Origin of the sequence: Simkania sp. (genome assembly GCF_965215465.1) — a bacterium.
Lineage (GTDB): Bacteria > Chlamydiota > Chlamydiia > Chlamydiales > Simkaniaceae > Simkania.
The window spans coordinates 1,173,341-1,195,711 of record NZ_OZ244056.1 but is presented as its reverse complement, the minus strand read 5'-3'; the positions used below and the strand labels follow the sequence as shown (position 1 = coordinate 1,195,711).

At 43.1% G+C, this 22,371-nt stretch carries 16 protein-coding genes and 1 pseudogene; 9 read left to right on the top strand and 8 right to left on the bottom strand.

All coding sequences use genetic code 11. From position 1 onward, the window contains the following. Positions 1-15: 15 nt before the first annotated feature. A pseudogene (locus ACOOFG_RS05495) lies at positions 16-1,164 on the bottom strand (SLC13 family permease). Between the two features lie 160 nt (positions 1,165-1,324). On the opposite strand from ACOOFG_RS05495, the gene ACOOFG_RS05490 reads away from it, so the two are divergent. The 8 genes from ACOOFG_RS05490 (at position 1,325) to ACOOFG_RS05455 (ending at position 12,572) form a co-directional block, all read left to right on the top strand. After that, on the top strand, positions 1,325-1,672 hold the full coding sequence (locus tag ACOOFG_RS05490) for a nucleotide pyrophosphohydrolase (RefSeq protein ID WP_420422636.1): 348 nt from the start codon (positions 1,325-1,327) through the stop codon (positions 1,670-1,672). A gap of 29 nt (positions 1,673-1,701) precedes the next feature. After that, positions 1,702-3,693 (top strand): prolyl oligopeptidase family serine peptidase, encoded by a 1,992-nt coding sequence (locus ACOOFG_RS05485; RefSeq protein ID WP_420422635.1) that lies wholly within the window; start codon positions 1,702-1,704, stop codon positions 3,691-3,693. Between the two features lie 214 nt (positions 3,694-3,907). Further along, positions 3,908-5,212, top strand: a complete 1,305-nt coding sequence (locus ACOOFG_RS05480) for a protein kinase domain-containing protein (protein WP_420422634.1) — start codon at positions 3,908-3,910, stop codon at positions 5,210-5,212. An 80-nt stretch (positions 5,213-5,292) separates the two neighbouring features. Further along, a complete protein-coding gene (locus tag ACOOFG_RS05475; protein ID WP_420422633.1) occupies positions 5,293-6,549 on the top strand; it encodes a protein kinase domain-containing protein in 1,257 nt (418 codons plus the stop codon). 68 nt (positions 6,550-6,617) lie between these two features. Then, positions 6,618-7,922, top strand: a complete 1,305-nt coding sequence (locus ACOOFG_RS05470) for a protein kinase domain-containing protein (RefSeq protein WP_420422632.1) — start codon at positions 6,618-6,620, stop codon at positions 7,920-7,922. A 242-nt stretch (positions 7,923-8,164) separates the two neighbouring features. Then, complete coding sequence (locus ACOOFG_RS05465) at positions 8,165-9,217, top strand: protein kinase domain-containing protein (RefSeq protein ID WP_420422631.1); 1,053 nt, start codon at positions 8,165-8,167, stop codon at positions 9,215-9,217. 256 nt (positions 9,218-9,473) lie between these two features. Continuing rightward, positions 9,474-11,162 (top strand): secretin N-terminal domain-containing protein, encoded by a 1,689-nt coding sequence (locus ACOOFG_RS05460; RefSeq protein ID WP_420422630.1) that lies wholly within the window; start codon positions 9,474-9,476, stop codon positions 11,160-11,162. Between the two features lie 171 nt (positions 11,163-11,333). After that, positions 11,334-12,572, top strand: coding sequence for an MFS transporter (locus ACOOFG_RS05455; protein WP_420422629.1), 1,239 nt, complete (start codon positions 11,334-11,336; stop codon positions 12,570-12,572). Here the strand turns inward: ACOOFG_RS05455 and ACOOFG_RS05450 are convergent. Genes ACOOFG_RS05450 through ACOOFG_RS05430 form a run of 5 tightly spaced genes read right to left on the bottom strand, consistent with a single transcriptional unit; the run spans position 12,520 to position 16,625 of the window. Then, on the bottom strand, positions 12,520-13,308 hold the full coding sequence (locus ACOOFG_RS05450) for an MFS transporter (protein WP_420422628.1): 789 nt from the start codon (positions 13,306-13,308) through the stop codon (positions 12,520-12,522). The genes ACOOFG_RS05455 and ACOOFG_RS05450 overlap by 53 nt on opposite strands. A 47-nt stretch (positions 13,309-13,355) precedes the next feature. After that, positions 13,356-14,063, bottom strand: a complete 708-nt coding sequence (locus tag ACOOFG_RS05445; protein WP_420422627.1) for a DHA2 family efflux MFS transporter permease subunit — start codon at positions 14,061-14,063, stop codon at positions 13,356-13,358. Next, positions 14,053-15,162, bottom strand: a complete 1,110-nt coding sequence (locus tag ACOOFG_RS05440) for an HlyD family efflux transporter periplasmic adaptor subunit (RefSeq protein WP_420422626.1) — start codon at positions 15,160-15,162, stop codon at positions 14,053-14,055. The genes ACOOFG_RS05445 and ACOOFG_RS05440 overlap by 11 nt, the downstream gene beginning before the upstream one ends. Before the next feature lie 60 nt (positions 15,163-15,222). Continuing rightward, the gene (locus ACOOFG_RS05435; protein WP_420422625.1) at positions 15,223-15,360 is read right to left on the bottom strand and encodes a hypothetical protein; all 138 of its coding nucleotides are present in this window, start codon (positions 15,358-15,360) and stop codon (positions 15,223-15,225) included. Continuing rightward, positions 15,357-16,625, bottom strand: coding sequence for an efflux transporter outer membrane subunit (locus ACOOFG_RS05430; RefSeq protein ID WP_420422624.1), 1,269 nt, complete (start codon positions 16,623-16,625; stop codon positions 15,357-15,359). Before ACOOFG_RS05430 ends, ACOOFG_RS05435 begins: the two co-directional genes overlap by 4 nt. Before the next feature lie 51 nt (positions 16,626-16,676). Here ACOOFG_RS05430 and gshAB point away from each other — a divergent pair, with 51 nt between their 5' ends. Further along, a complete protein-coding gene (gene gshAB / locus ACOOFG_RS05425) occupies positions 16,677-19,118 on the top strand; it encodes a bifunctional glutamate--cysteine ligase GshA/glutathione synthetase GshB (RefSeq protein WP_420422623.1) in 2,442 nt (813 codons plus the stop codon). Positions 19,119-19,141: 23 nt separating this feature from the next. On the opposite strand, the gene ACOOFG_RS05420 is transcribed toward gshAB, so the two are convergent. Then, entirely contained in the window at positions 19,142-20,743 is a 1,602-nt protein-coding gene (locus ACOOFG_RS05420) for a peptide ABC transporter substrate-binding protein (protein ID WP_420422622.1), read from the bottom strand. Then, positions 20,740-22,356 carry a peptide ABC transporter substrate-binding protein gene (locus ACOOFG_RS05415; protein ID WP_420422621.1) on the bottom strand — a complete coding sequence of 539 codons (1,617 nt, stop codon included), beginning with the start codon at positions 22,354-22,356 and terminating at the stop codon, positions 20,740-20,742. Before ACOOFG_RS05415 ends, ACOOFG_RS05420 begins: the two co-directional genes overlap by 4 nt. Between the last annotated feature and the right edge of the window lie 15 nt (positions 22,357-22,371).

The following is a 22,371-nucleotide window of genomic DNA, read 5'->3' as shown; positions in this document are numbered from 1 at the left end:
AAATTATATCAAAGCCTAAGTTAGGAGAGCTAGGTAGCCCCAATAGATGAGAAATGTGATGAAGGTAAGAGGAATCCCATGTTTGGCAAACTCAAAGAAATCAATTCCTTTTTCACCCCGCTTTTCCGCATTTTGAATGATGATCAGATTGCTTGCTGCACCAAAAATCAAAAAGTTTCCAGCAAGTGTACTCCCTGCTGCTAAAGCCATGTAAAATGCGTTTGATTGCGTGATTGTCTCCAGCGTTGGAAGGTAAAGCGCCACAAGGGGCACATTTGAAATCAATTGGCTTGCTATGATTCCAATCGAGAGAATCCCTCCTGTTGAATCAGATAGAAATGAAATGTGCGTCAAAACCTCTTTGATAGAGGAGGTCTCCCAAACGCTTTGCATCAACACAAACATGGCCATGAAAAAGATCAGTGTATGCCAATCAAGACTCGCTAGAACCTCTCTTCTTTTGGGGGCAAAGATGAGGAGAAAAAGAGCGGGAATCAATGCAATGGCAGGCAGTGGAATCGAGTAAGCGACTCCCACTAAGGAAAAGACAATATTCAACCCAATCAGGATGACAATTGCCACAAGCGCAATCCGACAAAAAATCATGAGCCTTTGATTATAGGGCTCTGAAGCATGCTCATCATCAACCCCAGGAACTGGCTTGATTGCTTTTAAAATCCAAAAATAGAGAACAATCAGCGAAAGAAGCGTGGGAGCTGCAAGATAGGCAAGAAAAGTCACAAAGGGATTTTCAATCGGAACACTCAAAGCAATTAACAGGTTTTATGGATTTCCAATCGGAGACAAAACACTTCCAATTGTAATGGCAAATGCAAGCCCAAGGAGTAGCGGCTGTGACGGCAAACCTCTCCGATGCGCAACGCGCAGCAAAATAGGGGTCCCCATAATCGCTAGTGTGTCATTCATCAAAAGCGCAGACAAAAGTCCCAGCCCAAAAACAATAAGTGCGACAAGCCTTGGTGTTGTGCCTCCATGCAACATGAATTTTGCGACAATTTCAGACAGGTACCCACTTTCCTCGAGCGCTTGCCCCACAACAAACATACCAAAAAGAAATCCGATAATGCCCCAGTCGATCGATTGCCATGCAGAAATAAATGAAATTCTACCAGTCAATAGGACTAGGCAAGCTCCCAGGCCCATGATCTGCCAAATCCGAAGTGGAATGCGAAACAGTTGCCGAAGGGCAATCCCCAAAAAAACCAAGATGAGGACAACTAACGCTAGGGACAAAAGAACTCCTAAATTTCCATGATTCTTTTTTCACTATATATTATAATTGAGCTTTTTTAGGAGGTAGGACATGAAGTTACTGAAAGAAAAAATGGCCGCATTTGTCAAAGAGCGTAATTGGGATCAATATCACAATCCCAAAAACTTACTCCTTTCACTCGTCACAGAAGTGGGAGAGCTCACTGAGATCTTTCGCTGGTACACTCCTGAAGAGTGCATGCAAGTGATGAATGATCCAAAAATTGCGGCACATGTTCGAGAAGAAATGGCAGATGTTTTCAATAACCTCCTTCTCCTTGCCATGAAGTTTGATATCGACCTCCTTGAAGCTGCGCAAGACAAACTAAAAATCAACGCCCTCAAATATCCTGCAGATCAGTGGAAAGATCGAGCGTTTAAAGAAGAAAACCGCTTGTGAAAATGACCTCAATTTATTAGGATTTGCACATGTACAAACGCATCTTACTTTTTCTTATGACCTTAACCTGCGGAGCAGTTATGGCAAACGCTAAAGTCGAGCCCTACGGATCTTGGAAATCCCCTATCACCTCTTCTCTTATTGTTGAGTCTTCTCTCAAATTAGGGAATATCGTAGTTGATGGGGAAACCTTGTACTGGAACGAAATCCGACCAGCTGAGAAAGGACGCTCTGTTGTCTTAAAATGGGAAAAGGGAAAAGGAGTTGATGTCACCTCTGATCCTTACAATGTCCGCACTCGCGTGCATGAGTATGGAGGAGGATCATTTACCGTTTTTGAAGGAACCCTTTACTTCACTAACTTTTCAGATCAACATTTTTACTCACAATCTTCCGACGGAACAGTCAAACAGCTCACGACCGCAGACAACAAGCGGTATGCTGAACCGGTGTTTGATCCCGAAGACCAAGTCATCTACGCAATTGAAGAAACTCACAACTCTGAACATGACGTCATCAATGCTCTTGTCGCAATCGATGCAAAAGGAGAAAAAGAAGTCAAAACATTGCACAGTGGTTATGACTTCTACTCGTCTATCACCCTCAGCCCAGATGGCACAAAAATCGCGTTTATCACTTGGAATCATCCCAATATGCCATGGGATGGTACGGAACTCTGGGAAGCACAAATTCTCCCCGATGCCTCCTTAACAAAAGTGACAAAAGTCGCAGGCGGCCACAGCGAATCTATCTTTCAACCTCGTTTTGCCCCAGATGGGACTTTATTTTTTACCTCTGACCGCACGGGGTTTTGGAACCTTTATGAAGTCGGAGCTAAAGATATTCAACCTTGCTATCCGCTCGATGCTGAATTCGGATACCCTCAGTGGGTGTTTGGGATGTCCCGTTACGACTTTATATCCATGGATGATGGATACAAAGTTGTCTGCAGCTATACGATTAAGGGCTCAGACTACATAGCTATTCTCGATCTTGATAAATACACTCTAAAAAACTTAGACCTACCATTTACAAGTTACGGAGAAGTTCATGTTGCAGGCAAAACTCTTTACTTCAGCGCTGCTTCTCCAATTGAGGTTTCCGCATTCTATGCCTACGATCTCGAGACAAATGAGATTTCTGTGATTCGCAAGTCGAAAGAATTGAAAATCGATCCTGAATACTTTTCTAAACCAGAAACACTCGAGTTTCCCACCGCAAATGAACAAACAGCGTTTGGATTCTATTACCCACCAACCAATAAGAATTTTATTGGGCCGGAAGACGAGAAACCTCCCCTCATTGTCAAAAGTCACGGAGGTCCCTCTGCACATTCTACTGCTTCTTTAAGTTTAGAAGTTCAATTTTGGACAAGTCGAGGGTTTGCCTTTCTAGATGTCAACTATGGAGGGAGTACTGGATACGGACGGGCCTACCGTGAAAGGCTCAAAAGCAACTGGGGTGTTGTCGATGTTGACGACTGCACCAACGGAGCGCTTTATCTAGTTGAGCTGGGAAAAGTGGATCCAGAACGTCTTGCTATTAGAGGCGGAAGTGCTGGAGGCTACACGACGCTTGCAGCTCTCACCTTTCGCGACGCCTTTAAAGCAGGTGCAAGCTATTATGGAGTGAGCGACCTCATTGCCATGACAGATGATACGCATAAATTCGAGTCGCGCTATCTCGACGGTCTTGTTGGAAAATACCCCGAACAAAAAGAACGCTACATTCAATACTCTCCTGTTTACCACATTGAAAACCTCTCTTGTCCTGTGATCCTCCTTCAAGGAGCTGAAGACAAAATTGTCCCCCCCAATCAATCTGAAATGATGTTTGATGCGCTTAAGAAAAAAGGGATCCCTACTTCCTACCTTCTTTTCGAGGGAGAACAACACGGCTTTCGCAGTGCTGAAAATATTAAAAAAGCCCTCGATGCAGAGCTTTATTTCTACTCCCAGATCTTTCACTTCACTCCAAGTGATACCCTAAAGCCCATTGCCATAGAAAACTGGGGCTCTTGACCCCCCTTCTTCACTTAGATTCTGCGTCTCAATTGCAGATCACACCATTTTAGCGGTAGATCTTAACCCCCTGAAAACAAACAACTTTTAACTGTTAAATTTATAACTCATTAGTTTGGAGATGTTTATAAAATATAATAAATATTTAAATAAAATATTTACTATGTTATAATATTTAATATTACGGAAAAAAGATTTAGGGGAGAAATAAATCATGTCAATATCATCAGTTTATCATCAACCAACACATCAAGCACCTAACATTCATCAAAACCAAGCTCTCGAACAAGATGGCGGTTATTCTGACTGTGATGGCGGTTATCCCGCAGAACAAGCAGCTGCACCTGAACCTATTGTCTTCAACGCCCTCTCGGGACCAGGCGATGGCCCTGAGGGTTACCATCACAATGGCCCCTATCCGAATGTCGATCAGTTCATTTCCACAGACGGAGGACGAACTACACTAAGAAACTCTTTTTTTAGTCGCTACTTTTCTCATGCCACCACCACTTGGGGCTATAACATTATCCAAACTATTGGCAATCACTTTGGCAGGTTTTCGGTTCAAAGACTTGGAAGTGGAGTCAATTCAAGTGCCTTTGTAATGCAAGAAGAAGGAACCCAAAGAAAACACGTCCTACGCACCTTTTCAGTTCGCAACCTTCGTCACGAGCATCATCAAAAAGCCTTTCAACTCAGTCGTGATCATGTTGGAGGTGAGTGGACCAGTGGAACCTTCAACCATCCAAACCTCGCCTCGAATACACACCTCGTCGTTTGGGACTCAGCCGATAATTCATTTAGAGTGATGGACCAAAATCAGGTCCAACACCTCATTGCTAACCGTCATACAATGCAACCAGGAAGACAGCTTTATGCTGTGGCAACCATTGCAGAATATGTCGAAGGCTCACAAGATCTTGATAGATACTTAAGTGAAAACCCTCAAAGGAGTGAAGAAGAGATCCGAGATATTTTGCAGGGAACTCTTCAGGGAGTAGCTGAAATGAACCGTCATCAAACAATCCATCGCGACTTAAAAGCTGCGAACATTATTAGGCTACCAACTGGAGAAACTCAACTCATCGACTTTGGTAGTGTGGGCCTTCAAAATCAAGATGAAGACCTCCCATTCTTTGGGGACCGCTGTGTACACCCTATTGATAGTTTCTATAAAATTAGTGGAATCGAACCTCACACCAATAAAAAAACAGATACCTATAGCTTGTTTCTTGTCACCTATCAGGCCATTACAGGACGTAAATTTTTTGGAGCCAATAGTAACAATCCTCAAGAGATCAAGCTTCAACACCGCGCATTGATTGAAAAAGAGCGAGCAACCAATAACTTTCAGACAATCCTTGACGAAGATCCTCTATTAAAAAATGTAAGTCAACCTCTTAAAAATCTCATGGCTCAATTAGGAACAGCAAGCGAAAAGCGCAGGCTCACAGCGGAAGAAGCTCTCACCCATCCGTTTTTTGCGCCTCGAGAAATCGAGCAGCTGCAAGTCGCCTAATCGATCAAAAGCCCTCTTCTGAGGGCTTTATCATCTGCTAAATTATTAATTATATAGAAAAAATTAGGGGAGATTCATCCATGTCATTATCATCAGTTTTTACTCCAACAAGTCATGCAACTTTGCATCCACAAGATGGCGGCTATAGCGAAGAAGGAACGACAATCAACCGAGCCGTGGCAGTCAATGTGTATTCAGGACCAAATGATGGACCTAATGGCTACGTTCACAATGGACCATTCCCAGACATCAATCAGTTCATTTCACCTGGCTTTGGAAGAGCTTCTTTATTCAACTCTTTTACAAGAGGTTATTTTGAAAATACGACTGCAACATGGCCCCAAAACGTCATCCACACGATAGGTCATCACTTTGGTAGGTTTTCTGTTGAAGACCTTGGAGGCGGCTACAATTCGAGTGCTTTTGTGATGCAACAAGAAGGCTCCCAAGTCAAACACGTCTTGCGCACGTTTTCACTTGCCCAACTTCGTGACGATCAACGACAACAATCTTTTCAACTTAATCGGAATCATGTTGGAGGCGAGTGGCTCAGCGCAACCTTCAACCACCCAAACCTAGCTGCCAACACGCACATCGTTGTGTGGGACTCACTCGATAACTCATTTCATGTCATGGACCGAAATCGAGTCGAGACAATGATAGCTAACCATCATACATTAGAAGAAGGAAGACAGATATATGCTGTAGCAACGATTGGAAACTATATCGAAGGATCACAAGATTTAGAAGCCTACTTTGCAGCAAACCCACAGAGAACTGAAGATCAAATGCGAGGTACTTTACATGATGTCTTTGAAGGGGTGGCAGCAATGAACCGTCAAAATACTGTCCATCGCGACTTAAAAGCTGCAAATATTATCAGGCTACCGGATGATCGGGCTCAAGTTATTGACTTCGGAACTGCTGCTACTCTACCCCTTGGAGGAAACCTCCCTTCGTTTGGTGGCCGCTCGGTGCACCCCTATGAAAGTCTCTTTCCAGTTGGGAATACTCCTCGCCATACAAACGCTAAAACAGACAGTTACAGCTTGTTTCTTCTCACATATCAGGCTGTGTCAGGACGCAAGTTTTTTACTAGTAGCTCATCGATTGAAGAAATCAAAAGAAACCAAGAAGAATGGCATGCCAAGGAACAAACAAAAAGCTTTCGTGAGCTCCTCGAGGAAGATCCTCAGCTAGCTCATGTCAGCCCAGCTTTAAGAGACCTCATGGCAAAATTAGGAACAACAAACGAAAGCCGCAGGCTCACTGCAGAACAAGCGCTTGCCCATGAGTTTTTTGCAGACCGCCAAGTTGAGCAGGTCGAAGCAGCTTAATCGATCAAAAGCCCTCTTTTGAGGGCTTTGCAATCTGCTGGAATTTTAAAATTAGGGGAAAATTATAGATGTCATCTCCAATAGCATGTAGCCAATCAATACAACCATTAACTGAGTTCAAATTCGTTGAAAGCCTCCCTTACGTGAACTTAGATGAATCATTGTCTCAAGAAATCCGAGAAGGCCATGCGCCAACCCAGTCAACAACACCTATTTCTATCAATGTTTATTCTGGCACAAAGGATGGTCCTGACGGCTATTTTCACAATGGTCCCTATCCAAACATTTGTCAGTACATTTCATCGTCGCAGGAAAGAGCAGAGTTAGCTGGTTCATTTTTAACTAAATACTCTGATCACCAAACGTCAACTTGGTCCTATAACATCATCCACAATCTAGGCAAACATTTTGGCAAGTTTTCTGTTACAGCTCTCGGAAATGGATCGAATTCGAGTGCTTTTCTTATGCAACAAGAAGGGGCTCAAACAAAGTCTGTTCTACGTACTTTTTCAATTGGCAAACTTCGGCATGATCGTCTCAAAAAGGCTTATCAACTCAATCGCGATCATGTTGGTGGAGAATGGCTCAGTACGACGTTCAACCATCCTAACATTGCCACTAATTCACACCTCGTTGTTTGGGATTCACTGGATAATTCATTTAAAATAATGAACCAAAATGAGGTTCGCCTTCTGATTGATAACCGTCATACATTAGAAGAAGGAAGACAGCTTTACGCTGTCGCTACAATTGGAGATTATGTTGAAGGCTCTCAAGACCTGGATAGGTTCATAAGATCAACCCCAGACCGAAGTGAAAAAATGCTCAGAGACATTTTGCGCAACATTTTTGAAGGCGTCACAGAGCTACACCAGAACCATGTTGTCCATCGAGATTTAAAAGCCGCCAATACTATCTTGCTTCCAAGTGGTCAAGCTAAGATCATTGATTTTGGATGTGCTGGCGCTCATACTTCCGGAGAAAACCTCCCTGTCTTTGGAGACCGCAAAGTACACCCCCATGAAAGTCACCATCCAGTTGGAAATACACCTGCACACACCAATGTAAAAACAGACAGTTACAGCCTGTTTCTTCTCACCTACCGTTTTGCTACAGGATCCTATTTCTTTGGAGATAAAGCGACTGCAGAGGAAATCAAAGGAAAGCAAAGTCAATTGTTTAACCAAGAAACATCAAAGAATTTTCGCGAGTTACTCGAAGAAAACCCTAAACTAGCTCATGTCAGCCCAGCTCTAAAAGACCTCATGTCTCAATTGGGAACCTCAAATGAAGCACAACGGATCACAGCTGAGCAAGCGCTTACTCACCCGTTTTTTGCAGACCGCCAAGTTGAGCAGCTCCCAGCAGCTTAATCGATCAAAAGCCCTCTTTCGAAGAGTTTTTATTATGCTAATTATCAACAACTTAATCTAGAATATTTTGTAAGCATCTTATTTTCAATAATTAACGATATAATTATTAACTATAATTAAATTTTTAATTTATGTTATAATTTTCATTAAGTTGGAAAAAAGAGGGTGAGCATTTCATTTAAGCCTATTCAGACATCTCATCCTGTTAAATCCATAAACATATGACATGAAAGGGGGAAATCATGACGCTCAGTCCTATAAGCTCTTCAGATAGAATAAATGGATATATCGATAGCGACAGCTCTACGGATATATCTGACTTTTCAAGTTTTTCATTCGATCCCGTTAGTTCATCAACCTCACCGGATCGATTAGCATCGTATTCCTCAAGTGAATCTTTTAACCCCTACCCCATTGTTGAGATGGACGATGATAATGAAAGTATTGAAGCTGGTATGTCTACTAGCTCATCTAATACACTCACAACAAGCGCTTCAGATGGATCTTGTTCTGATACATCAATACCTTCCAGTTCAACGCAAAATTCAAGCCGTCGTTCAACCCCTGTTCTACAAGTTGGGGTGATTGAAGAGAGGTACATCCCACCCACAAAAAGTGAATTCAATAGAAAAGAAGCTTATTTAAAAAAGCATTTATCTTCAGAAACCCGCATGGAACTTTACTCTGTTTTTGACAGAGGTCAGGTCGGCACTCAAGCTCCAACTAGATGGTACGAATGGTCAACTGAAGTTTCTCATCTTCTCGTTTCTCATTTTACTCCTTCAGCTTTCAGACCGCTTGGTGATGGGGTCATTCATCGTGATGCTAAACTCTCAAACGCAATTCTCCTTCCAGATGGCAAAGTCCAGTGGATTGACCCTGGAACAGCGACTTTTTTTGCTGGTATGAAAAGGGATCCTTACGGAGATTGGAAAGTTCATCCTTACGAAGGATTTGCTTTAGATGCTCTCCCAAGTACAAGCGATAAAACAGATACGTATGGAGTTTTTCGTATTGCGTATAATCTTTTAGCTGGTCGAGATTTTTTTCATAACGCAAAAAGCATAAGTCAATTTAGAGATCGCCAATATCGGATGAGAGCAATCGAAAGCAGAACTCCATTACAAGCTTTTTTTAGCGAAGATAGGGCTCTTAGAGGGGCAAGCCTTCATTTGATTGATCTTATGGCGCGAACAGGAACGACATATAAAGACAGACGACTTACAGCAACGCAAGCTCTGAGTCATCCGTTTTTCGCATCGAAACAAGTCGCGCCAATTGAAACGGCTGCCTAGAATTATTTACCTGATCATGTCGAATAGAAACTCCCTTTCCGGGAGTTTCTTTTTTCATCTTTAGTCATTTGTGATCATTAATTTTTCTTAAAGATCAACTTCTTGCAAAATATTCTAAATCTGCAACTTATGAAATTTCGCGCGCGCAAGCGTTACCAAACTTAGTCACAACGATCAAAAATTTACTATCTCTAATGTCCTAAGGCTGTTATGATTCAATCTTCTTTAGTCATTAATGATCAGAAAAAACGAGAATATGCGTCATAAACTCTTAGGAATTCTTACCATCGCTGCCCACCTCTCCTTCCCTCTTCACTCTGAGGAAAGCCAAACACTGACATTTGAAACAACAGCACCAGACACAGAAGAACTTGGAATCTCGGTGAATTTCAAAGACGTTTCCATTCTCGAATTCTTACGTTTTGTGAGCAAAATCGCAGGTGTGAACTTCATCTACGAAGAAAAGCTCTTAAACTTTAACATCAGCTTAGTCACTGGAAAGCCAACCAATCCTGATAACATTCTCAAGATCATGATCGAGCTTCTCGAGCAGCAAGGCATCAAAACCGAAGAGCGAGGAGACTATTTTGTCGTTGAGAAAATGGAAGAATGGGAACTAGCCGATTGGAAAGCAATGAAACGGGCTAAGTATAAATCAATGAGAGGTGAAACCCGCCTCGTCAATAGTGAAGCAGGCTCACAATCTCTTCTCCCTTTTCACAAGCTTCAAAAACGACGAGGCGAGTTTCAAATATATAAACTTAGATATCATCAAGGCGGTGAAATTCAAGAAACCATCAAGCGCGTTGCTGCAGATCTCAAACAATACGATGAAGGATCCCCTTCTCTTTTGCGTGCGATCAGCTCTATGCAATGGGTTCAATCAACAAATTCTCTTGTTTATACAGGCCCACAAGATGGACTCGAAGAGCTCACCGATTTGATTCAAAGCTTAGATGTCCCCCAAAAACAAATCTTCATCGAAGTCTTGGTCATCGAAACAGATGTGAAAAATCTTCTCGACTTTGGCTTAGAATGGGGTGGGGGTGGAAAATATCGAGATAAATTTGGGTATGGAACGGGAAATTTCCCAGCGACTCCAGGTCAATCCCCTTTCGCAAAGACGTTGCAATCAATTGATGCATCGAATCCGCCGACTGGTACAAATCAATTCCCCATCGGAAGGGGTTTTGACCTAGGAGTTATCGGAGATATTATCCTCCATAAAGGTGCGACCTATTTCTCTTTAGGTTCTCTTGTCTCTGCACTAGAAGCCGATGGAAATAGCACGATTATTTTAAACCAAAAGATCATCACACAAGACAATAAACTGTCTCACATCTTTGTCGGAGACAACCTCCCCTTCACAGGGTCTGTTGTCACCAACACCGGCAATAACACAGTGCAAAATGCCAACATCGAGTACCGCGATGTGGGAGTGACACTCAATATCACTCCACTGATGGGAGATAGTGAAGTTATCACACTTGACATCACGCAGGAAATTACCGAGGCAATTGATCAATTCGCCGATCAAAACGGAATTCGTACGACAAAAACAGATATGCAAACGCAGGCACATGTTCCTGATAAAAGCTTTCTTGTCTTGAGTGGAATGGTTCGTAATACAAAAAAACACCGGCAGTCAGGCATTCCTTGCTTAGGAGGTCTACCTCTTATCGGAGCTGCTTTTAGTAAGAACAAAACAGAAGAGGAAAAACGGAATGTGATTGTGTTTGTTCGTCCTCAAATCATTCATAATGTCGACGAGTACAATACCATCACTGTTTACCAAGAAGACCAGTTCAAAGAGCAAGCCGGGGATCAGGAATTTTTCCAGAGGGGGCTTGATATGGTCAAACAAGAAGGAAATACCTATGGAACCTATCGGGGAGAGCATGGAAATCTCCCAAGAGTTACAGCAGAACGAAGCGATAAATCCTAATCCCACTCTTTGGGAATCGTTTTATAAGAAGTTCACACCTCTTGAGAAAAAAATGTTTCTCAGGAACCAAATGCACTTCTTTACGCAGATGATCCAAAGAGACCTTAGGAAAATGAAAGAAAACCTAAGGAAGTTGAGGGAAAACGACCGCTAAGCTATGCTAATGCGGGTATGAAAAGATTATTGCCTGTCCTCGTTGTTCTCTTTTTAGGTTACTTGGGGTTTTCTCTTGCCCTTCCGATTTTTCCTCCTCTTTTTCTCGATCTCAAGCATGGCTTTCTCCCTTTAGAAACAAGTGTTGCCATGCGACGCATTCTCCTGGGTATTCTCTTTTCCATGTACCCTCTAGGTCAATTTATCGGCGCCCCCATCATGGGAAAGTTGTCTGATAAATGGGGACGCAAACCCGTTCTACTGATCTCTCTTCTAGCCATCATTCCTGGATACATTGGATGTGCCCTTTCCGTTGCGTTTCACCTTCCCATTTTAATGTATGTGAGTCGTTTATGGGTTGGATTACTAGAAGGAAACATCACCATTGCTCAAGCTGCTATCACAGATATCAGCGAAGATGAAAAGTCTAAAACGAAAAACTTTGGGTGGATGGTTTCTTTAAGTAGTAGTGCTTTCTTTTTCGGTCCCCTCATAGGAGGGAAAATGGCCGATTCTAAGTTGATTTACTGGTTTCACTATGACACCCCATTTTGGTGCGGCGCGCTGCTCGTTTTCATTGGTTTTCTTATCGTTTGGAGGCTCTTTAAAGAAACACATGAAGCAGATCACACTGTCGAGATTCGTCCGCTAAAAATTTTCACTTCTTTCATCGATAGTTTGCGCATCAAAAGGCTGAGAGTTATCTACCTCGCAAATATGTGTTTCTTCTTCGCCATCTTTTTCTTTTTGAATTTCTTTTCAGCCTATCTCGTCAATGTTTTTGGGTTCAATGTGTCACAGCTAGGTGAAGCTAACGCTTATCTTTCGATTTTTATGGTACTAGGCCCTCTTCTTTTTGGCTGGATGGCCAAGTTTTGGACGGCTCCTAAAGTCTCTCTTTTTGGCTCTGTATTAATGGGGATAAGTCTGATTGTCTTTCTGCTCCCTAACTCTCCTTATGCCCTTTTTGCAACGCTGATTCCGGTTGGATTTTTCATGGCCATTGGATTTGCCTATCCGGCTCTTATGATATCTAACGTTGTCAGCAAACGGATTCAAGGGCAAGTCTTGGGAACCAACATGGCAATCCAAGTCTTTGGCGAAGGAGCAACTGCTTTAATCGGTGGATTTCTCATGGCTCTTTTCACAAGCTTTCCGATTTGGATTGGAGCAATTGTTGCAATCATTGGAGGAGCCTTGCTCATCAGTGAGACGCGGCGACCTCACCGCCAACACTCTTCTTCCTCTTCTTCTTAAAGAATAACGTCCCAAAGACGAGGAAGATCATGATCCACATACTGATCCAAAATACATCATTTGCTCCGAGCATGATCGCTTGATGCCAAACCAAATTGTCCGCAACTTGAACGGCCTGTTTGCCGACAATTCCTTCTTGGGCAAGAGTGGCAAACATCTGTTTACTTTCCACCTGGAAGGGAGAAATACTATCGACTAAATTGCTGTGGTGAAAGACTCCTCTCCGCTGCCAAATGGTGACAGAAACGGCTGCTCCCACTCCCCCCATAAAAATCCGAAAGAAATGGAAGATTCCTTGTCCCATTGCAAGCTGGTGATGAGGAAATCGGGCAAAACTCAAAACAGTCAATGGAGCTAAGTAAGTGATAATTCCGATTCCCAGTACAAATCGAGACCAAAATATCAGCTCAAACGACGAATTCGTATCTAGTCTTGTGAAAAAGAAAAAACTGATAGCATAAGCAATAAACGCAAACGCAACGAGGATTTTTAAAGAGACCTTATCCATGAGCTTTGCAACTAAGAGAACTGTGATAAAAGCTGGAATCCCCATCGAAGCGACAGCAAGACCCGCCCAGGTTGACGTGTATCCCATGTTGGTTTGAAGCATGAGAGGCGAAATGACAATAGCTCCAAACAAAACCATGTATGAAATCGCAGTGACAGCGGTTCCCAAGGCAAAATTCCGGTTCCTGAAAAGCTTTAAGTCGATGATAGGATTCTCATCGGTAAGCACCCAAATCACCAAAAAGAGCAAAGCGAGAATAGACACAATGCTTAAAATTACAATGGTATTTGAACGCCACCAGTCATACTGTTGCCCTTTATCTGGATCTGAAGGGCCGAAACACCGATCGCTAATAGAGCAAGTCCCACCCAATCCACAGACTGTTTTTCTCTTGGAGTTTCACGAGAATTGTAAATATTCCAGATAATGATACTGGCTAAAATTCCGACGGGAACATTGATGTAAAAGATCCATGGCCAAGAATAATTGTAAGTGATCCATCCCCCTATGATCGGGCCTGCAATGGGGCCAACGATCGCTACCATCTGCCATATAGCTAATCCTAGATTCCTTTTGGGTTTAGGAAAACTCATCATGAGCATGCTCTGAGAAAGTGGAATGAGTGGCCCTCCAACAAACCCTTGTGTAAACCGCATAAAGACGAGCATATTGATGCTAAATGAAAGGGCGCAAAGAATAGAGAGTAAAGTGAAAAGGGCTGTTGAGGCCAACATGACGCGGGTTGTCCCAAAACGCTTCGTGAACCATCCAGTTAATGGCAAAGCAATCGCATTCCCCACAGCAAACATCGTGATCACCCAAGTCCCGTCTTCATTGCTGACAGCGAGATCTCCCGCGATGTATGGAACGGCAACATTGGCAATCGATGTATCGAGAACTTGCATGAAAGTGCAAAGCGAAAGCGCTAGCCCCCCTAAAATCAAAGGAAGTCCTGTTAGAGGCTTAAGCTCTTCATGCGCCATGAGAACCTATATTACTTGCAACGATTTGTTCGATCAGCTCATCAACTCCCTGCTCCTGTTGACGATAGATCGACGTACGATAAATCGGCTTTGCAGCACGGTATTCTGAAAGCCTTTCCCCGCTCGTATCTTTAATATCAACAGTCACATCCATGGAAAGTCCAAGCCAAAGGGGATTTCTTTCAAGTTGCTTCGGATCTAAACTGATTCGCACAGGAACCCGTTGTACAATTTTGATCCAGTTTCCTGTCGCATTTTGAGGAGGAAGAATCGAAAAAGTATTTCCTGTTCCAGGGTTGATCCCAACAACTTTTCCTCGATAGGTGACTCCCCACCCATACAGGTCGGCTTTCAACTTCACTTCTTGACCAATGCGAAAATCCGCAAGTTGGGTTTCTTTAAAGTTTGCATCAACCCAAAGCTCATTAAGAGGAACAATCGCAAGTAAGGGCTCTGCTAAGTTCACCCATTCTCCAAGCTGTGCCACTCTCTGAGAGACATAGCCATTCACAGGCGATACAATATCGCAGCGCTTAAGACTGACCCAATCGTCTTTGACTTGCTGCGCCGCTTTACGCACAAGGGGATGAGTTCTCACGCTTGTTCCTTGAACTTGAGCATATGCGGCTTGCAAAGTGTGATAGGTTTCTTTTGCAGAAGCGCGGGCACTTTTTAAGGCTGCTTCTACATGCTCGAATTCTTCTGTAGAAACCGCTCCAATGCTTACAAGATTCACCCGATTTTCATAGTCTTGTTCTGCTTTCACAAGTTCCGCTTCTTTCACTTGCAACTGAGCTTCAAGCTCTTCAACTTTTAGAAACATTTGCACCACATCACGCACAGTTTCTGCGAGTTCATTGCAGCTCTTGTCGAGAGCAAAGATATAATCGGTCTTATCAAGTTCAATGAGAATCTGCCCTTCTTCGACATAGTCGGTGTTATCTACATTGATCGACGCTACAATTCCTGCAACCTGAGGGGTGAGCTCGACCAAGTTTCCACTGACATAAGCATCGTCGGTATACTCGACAAAGCGGTAATAAAAAGCCATAGCGCAAAGACAACGACTCCAACAAAGACGACGGCGCCGCCTGTCCATTTCATGACACGTCTTCTTTTCCTTGCGAGCTCTTCCTTTGAAGGGGCTATACTTTCTTCTTCAGTCATTGGCAATGACCTCCCCTTTTTCTTGGTAATATCCTCCTCCAAGAGCCCGAATCAAGTTCAAAACGGCTAAATGACGATTATTTTGCAAATCAACCTCACGAATGACTTGCTGGAGCAAGTCGAGCTTCATTTCCAGCACCTGTAAAAAGTTATCCCAACAACTCCTGTTTGAAATTTTGTTTCTCGATTCGAGGCTTGCAAAATCTTCACTCCATCGGAAACTTCCTTTGCTGCTTTCAAAATCAGAGACTTGTAATCAAAAACAGCCGTATCGTAATTTGCAAATGATTGCTCAAGCCCAGCCGTTAACTTCCAACCAGTAAAGAGAGGCAAATTGATTGCCGGCGCCACCAACCCTGCAAAACTCTCAATGCTAAAAAGTTTAGCCCACGTCAAACTTTCAAGCCCCGCAAAGGCTGCCAAGTTGATGTTCGGGAAAAATGCAGCTCGTGCCGCTCCAATTAAGTGGGCAGCTGCTTCAACTTGCCAAATTTGCATCATCAAATCAGGCCTACGAACAAGAAGATTCAAGGGAAGATTCTTTGGAAGAGGAAAAGGACGCAGATACTCTGCCTGGGGCAATTCAAACTCCATCTCATCATCAGGACTAAGTCCCATGAGAATTTTGATTTGCGATTTATTCAGCGCGAGGTTTTTCTCATAATCTGTCAAGTGCTCCTCATCTTTCAACAGGTTGGCAACTGCTTTTTCTAATGTGATCTCATCATCTAAATTATTTATGACGCGCTGTTTTGTCAGATCCACCAAGTTTTTCTGAGCCTGAACAACCCCTTTTTGAGCATCAATACGATGGAGATTTGCTTGAAAATCAAAGTAGGCTTGTGCCAGAGAAACAGTGACGATGAGATACGCTTGAGACATCTCAGCTCTTTGGGAACGAGCTTCTCCTACTGCTGCTCGATAGGTTTCGCGATTCTTTCCAAAAAGATCGATTTCGTATTCAAAGTTAAGCTTTAGATTGATTTGGTTCACCACTGCTGGCAATGCAGAAGGTGGAAAACGTACGAGGGCATCTTTACTCAAATGTTGATAATCATCTTCAAACGATGCATCAAACTGCGGAAATAAAACCGAACGTACTTTACGCGCCTCTTGCTCACTCGAACGAACTCGAGAAATCGCAGCCATTAAATCGGGATTATCTGCAATTGCTTGATCCATAAACGCTGAAAGCTGCCCATCTCCGAATTGCGTCCACCAATTCCACTCTGGCCAATCGCCCTCCGTAAAATCTCCATTTGAAAGCGCTTGATCAAACGAAGGTTTTAAGTTAACCTCATGAGTAACTGTGGGAGCATCTTGCCGTTTTTTTAATGCAGCACAACCCGCTAATGACGTGAGTAAAACAAACAAAACAATGCGCTGAAATTTCATTCTTTTATATCAAACCAACCTTAACCGAGTAATAAAGAATCACCTATTTTTATGAAACAATTAAACAAACTAAAAAAACACAAAGAACTTTTGTTTGATTTTCATTGTGGATTAGAAAGAGAAACCTTGCGTATTTCTAAATCCGGAAAACTCAGTCAAAAGCCCCACCCCATTTTGCTCGGTTCTCCCTTAACACACCCCTATTTCAGTACAGATTTTGGCGAAGCACAACTCGAGTGGAACACTCCTCCTCTTTCCTCTTTTGTCAAAGCCAAAAAGTTTCTCCATGATTTAATGGCATACACCGCGCAAGTGAATTCAAAAGAGCTTTTTTGGCCCTACTCGATGCCATGTGAATTGCGTGACAATATCACGAATGCTAAGTACGGCAGCTCAAGCGCTGCCCAAACGAAAGAGCTTTACCGGAAAGGCCTTTGCTACCGGTATGGAAAAAAACTCCAGATGATCTCAAGTCTTCACTTCAACTTCTCTTTCTCTCAAACCTTTTGGGACTTTTTCTATGACCTCTGTGGCTCTAAAAAAACCAAGCAAGATTTCATCAATGACATCTATTTCAAAATCATTCGAAACTTTCTCTGTGAAGGATGGCTTCTCACTTACCTTTTCGGCGCCTCTCCTGCCATGCATGAAAGTTACATGAAAAAAGTTCCTCAAGGATTCAAGAAGGTGAATAGCACGCTTATTCACCCTGATGCCACATCGATTCGCATGAGTTATCTTGGCTACTACAGCCGTATTCAAGATCAGCTGACCATTTCCTTCAAAGACCTAGACTCCTATCTTAAAGACATGGAGTTTGCTATTTCGACGCCTTGCCCACTGTACCAAAAGATTGGAACCATGAAAGATGGTGAGCCTCTTCAAATTAACGACCATTTCCTGCAAATCGAAAACGAACACTATGCCCGTATTCGTCCCAAGCAGATTCTCCATAAAGATGAAACCCCTTTATCCGCTCTGAAAAACCGCGGAGTGGAGTACCTTGAAGTGCGCGCCATCGATCTGAATCCGTTTGATCCTCTAGGGATCACAAAAGAGCAATTCCTTTTTCTGCACCAATTTCTTCTCTATTGCCTTCTCAAAGAAAGTTCTACACTGAATGAAGAAACCCGTTGCTCTCTCATTGGCAACCAACAAAAAGTGGCTCTTTTAGGTAGAAAAAAAGGACTCCTCTTAAAGTGTCATAAAGCTCTCCCTCTTCAAGAATGGGCAACTCGGATTTTTAACTATATGGAACCTATTAGCCAGTTGCTTGGCCCAGAGTACGAGTCGAATCTAAAGCAAGAGCGAAAAAAGCTCACCGATTCAACTCTTACTCCTTCAGCGCAAGTCCACAGAGCTCTTGAAACCGAAAGCCTCGAAACGTTTGGGCTCAAATGGGCAAAAAAGCATCAAAAAGCGTGGAAGTCTCCCTCTCCTAGCAAGACAAAGCAACTCGACCAATCTGTAGCAACCTCTCTTGAAAAAAAACAAGCCTTAGAAACAGCTTCAGAAGTTTTACTTGAAGGTCATGAAGATCTCGAGCTCTCCACTCAAATCCTCATGAAACAAGCGCTCAAGCACGGAATTGAAGTTGAAGTGCTAGATGCGAGTGACAATTTCATCCGATTGAAAAAGGGCAAGCACGTCGAATACGTCAAGCAAGCCACCAAAACGAGTCAAGATACCTACATCGCTCCCCTTCTCATGGAAAATAAACACCTCACCAAACAACTGCTGCGCGAGCAAGGGTTTTCGACTCCAAATAGCCAACTTTACCACTCAATCGATGAAGCCTATCAAGACTATCCCCTCTATGAAAAAAAGAAAATCGTCGTGAAACCCAAATCAACCAATTTTGGCATTGGCATCACCTTCGTTGATGCTCACGATAAAAAAGGCTACCATAATGCACTGAAGGAAGCTTTTCAACACGGCTACTCAACCCTCGTCGAAACATTCCATACAGGAAAAGAGTACCGTTTTCTCGTCATTGATGGAAAAGTCGAAGGAGTGATTTACCGCATTCCCGCTCATGTTGTCGGAGATGGAGTCCACTCGATCAAAGAGCTCGTCCATCAGAAAAATCACGATCCTTCCAACTACCGACATGATAAAATCCACCTAAAGCTCACCAAAGTTGAAATCGAAAAACTCCACTCCCAAAGGCTTACCCCAAACAGCATCCCTCCAAAGAACAAGAAAATTTTTCTCCGCGAGAATTCAAACGTCTCTACAGGAGGTGACGCCATTGATGTCACAGATGACATTCACCCAAGTTACTTCAAAATTGCCACTGCAGCAACAAAAGCGCTGGGTGCAAAAATCTGTGGCTTAGATCTTCTGCTCTCCTCTCCCAAAAAGGCTGCTACCCAGAAGAATCACTCCATTATCGAGCTCAACTTCAACCCAGTCCTCTACTTCCACGCCTTTCCGAACCAAGGAAAAAAAAGAAATGTCGCCGAACCTGTCCTCAAGCTTCTCGGCTTTTAATCTAGCAGAATGATGACTTCTTCCTATTCTTCGAAGTGGGCCCAACGAAAGTCGAGCTCTTTGAGCGGAGAGATGTAAACACCGTGAAGTTTCGGATTTTTCATGTAGCACACACGGCTAAAGCAAATCGGTATCACCGGCATCTCATCCATGAGAAAAGTTTCAGCCCGACGGAGGAGCTCTTTGCGCTGCTGAACATCGACTTCATTGTCAGCAAGATCTAGTAAGTGGCGGTATTCGGGATGTTCCCAGCTACTCATGTTCGTCGCAATCGATTTGATCCTAAATGTTTCAAGGAGATAAATGGGGTCATAAAGCCAGGATACCCATTGCACTTCCCCAACTTGAAAGTCACCTTTAGAGAGCTTTGTAAAATGAACAGGCCACTCTTTAGAATCGAGTTCCACGTCTATTCCTAGAGCATCGTGCCACTGTTGCTGAATTGCTTGATTGAGTCGAGAAGAAGCCACTCTTGTTGAAATGCTAATCGTGATCTTTGGAAACTCTTCTTTTTTGACACCAAGCTCTTGAAGTGCTTGGTTAAAATAGTCGCGTGCTTTGGCTAAATTGCCGTCATCAAAATAGGGATCTGCTTGGATTTTGAAACCTTCAGCAAGGATTCCCATAGCAGGTCTTTCTCCCATCTGCAAGACATGTTCTGCAATTTCATGTCGGTTAATGGCATAAGCAAGAGCTTTTCTTAAGTTTTTGTTATTGAGCGGGTAGACCTCTGTATTGACGAAGAACCAGAAAAGTCCAAAAGCTTCCCGACTTTGGATCCGTTCACGAACAGAATCATCTTTGAGAATATCTGGAGGAATTGTCCCTAGGAGTGGGTCGCCAAACCAGTCAATTTTCCCCTTTTCAAAGAGATAAAATTGAGTCATTGCATCTTCAACAACGAGAATTTTGATTCCTTGAAGAGCCACATCACCCGCATTCCAGTACCGTTGATTTCGCTTCAGCGTGAGCGAGTCCCCTTTTCTCCATTCATCCATGATGAAGGGGCCGTTGCAGGTAAAATAATCGCCCGCTTTATTTGCCCAATCACTCTTCTCAAGGTCAATTCGCTTATTGATCGGCATGAAAGTTGGGCAGGATGTTAATGCAAGAAAGTAGGGCGCAGGATGTTCTAGTTCGACAACAAGGGTTTTCTCATTAATAGCTTTGACGCCGACTTGTCCAACATCCACTTTTCCCTGCAGGCAAGCTTCAACATTTTTTATCGAATAAAAAGTGAATGCGCCTGTTTTAGCAAATGAAGGGTCAACTGCTTTTTTCCACGCATACTCAAAGTCGTATGCTGTGACTTTATCCCCGTTTGACCAGTTGGCATTGCGAAGATGGAAAGTGTATTGGATTTGATCATCTGAAACTTCATAAGACTCAGCCATCCCAGGAAAAAGCTGTCCATCTTCACCCATACGCATGAGCCCTTCATAAAGCATACGAATCACAAAAGCAGAAGGATATTCATTGCCAATTCTTGGGTCGAGCGAACGCACACAACTCGCAATTGCGACATTGACAAAACGCTTATCTTTGCTCGAAGATGATCCGTTTTTGCCGCATCCAAAGGCAAAAAGAACCAGAGCAATCAGTAAAACTCCGAACCATTTTTTCATCGAACCCTCCTGACTTGGTCTTCTTCCACAAAATAGGCCTGTGAAAAGTCGACGTTAAAAAGTGGTGAGACATAAACATTTTTAAGGTGCTCATTTTTTGAGAAGCAAACCGAACCAAAACAGATAGGAATGATGGGCATTTCTTCCATAAGATAGGCTTCAGCCGTCCCGATAAGCCTTTGAACTTTTTCGGGGTTTGTTTCATACCGAATTTGCTCGATAAGTTTTGTAAACTCTGGATTCTCCCAATAGGTCAAGACATTTGTCCCTAAGGTTGAGCCCATGGTTTCTAACAAATGAATAGGATTGAGAAGAAGTCCCTTCCACATCGTGCTTGCCAGTTGATGTCCCCCTTTTAAGACTTTATCAAAAAATCGGGGTTTATCCATTGGATCGAGTTTAACCACAATTCCTAGATTTTGCTTCCACTGCTTTTGAATTTCTTGGGCAACACGAGATTGAAGCTGCGTGTTCGGGTAACTGAGAACAATTTCGGGCAAATCCCCAAGATCCATGCCGAGCTCATTGAGTGCCATCCTTAAATGCAATGCTGCCTTTGCTGCGTCATTATCTTGAAAGTAAACCTCTGTGTCACCTTCTCGAAGTAATGGATTTAAAAGTGACTGCGCTGGGGTGCCTCCTTCATAAAAGATATAGTCAGCAATCGTTTTCCGATTGATTCCATAGGCTAAGGCTTTACGCAGGTGTTTGTTGTTTAAGGGATAGGTCTCTACATTGCAAAAATAAGCTAAAAGACCAATTGAAGTTTGATATTCAATGTGTTGAAGCTTTTCGATCACTTCGGACGTTACAGTAATGAGAGGTTGTCCTACCCAATCTAATTTATGCTCTTCATAGAGTTGGAGGTGGTCGTATTCATAAGGTAAAATTTTGATGTTGATGTTGGAAATATGAACATTGTCCGTATTCCAATAAAACGGATTACGATCGAGTTTCATGTGACTTCCCCTTTTCCAACATCTCAGTCTAAATGGGCCACTTGAAACAAAATTACCATCGACTCCACTTGCCCATTCTTTATTCTCTTGAACCACTCGTTTAGGTACAGGGGAGAAGAAAGTTGTGGTCGTGAGTTCTAAAAAATAGGGAGCGAGGTGTTCCAGCTCAACAAGGAGGATACGATCCGTGAGAGCTTTGATTCCGACTTCTTCAATCTTCGCTTTTCCCTCAACACAACGTGAAACGTTTTTTATTGGGTAAAAAACTGAGCAACCCGACTGTGCAGAGCTAGGTTCAATGGAGCGTTTCCATGCAAATTCAAAGTCATGGGCGGTAATAGGATCTCCGTTCGACCAATGACACGGCCGAATATAAAAGGTATACGTCAGTCGGTCTTCGGAAACTTCGTACCTCTCAGCAAGCCCAGGAACAAGCTGTCCCTTTTCGTCCATTCGCAGGAGCCCTTCAAAAAGCATCCGAATGACAATATTAGAAGGACGTGTAAGCCCTAACCGCGGGTCTAACGAGGTAACTTTTTCTTTAAAACCGATTTCGAGTCCGCGGGACGCTTCAACTAAAGGTTCTTTTTTTCTGCCACATCCAGAAGTCCCTAGAAAGGCTATTAAAAGGAGGAGGAGTAGGATTCGCTTCATCTTCGTCTCCAAACG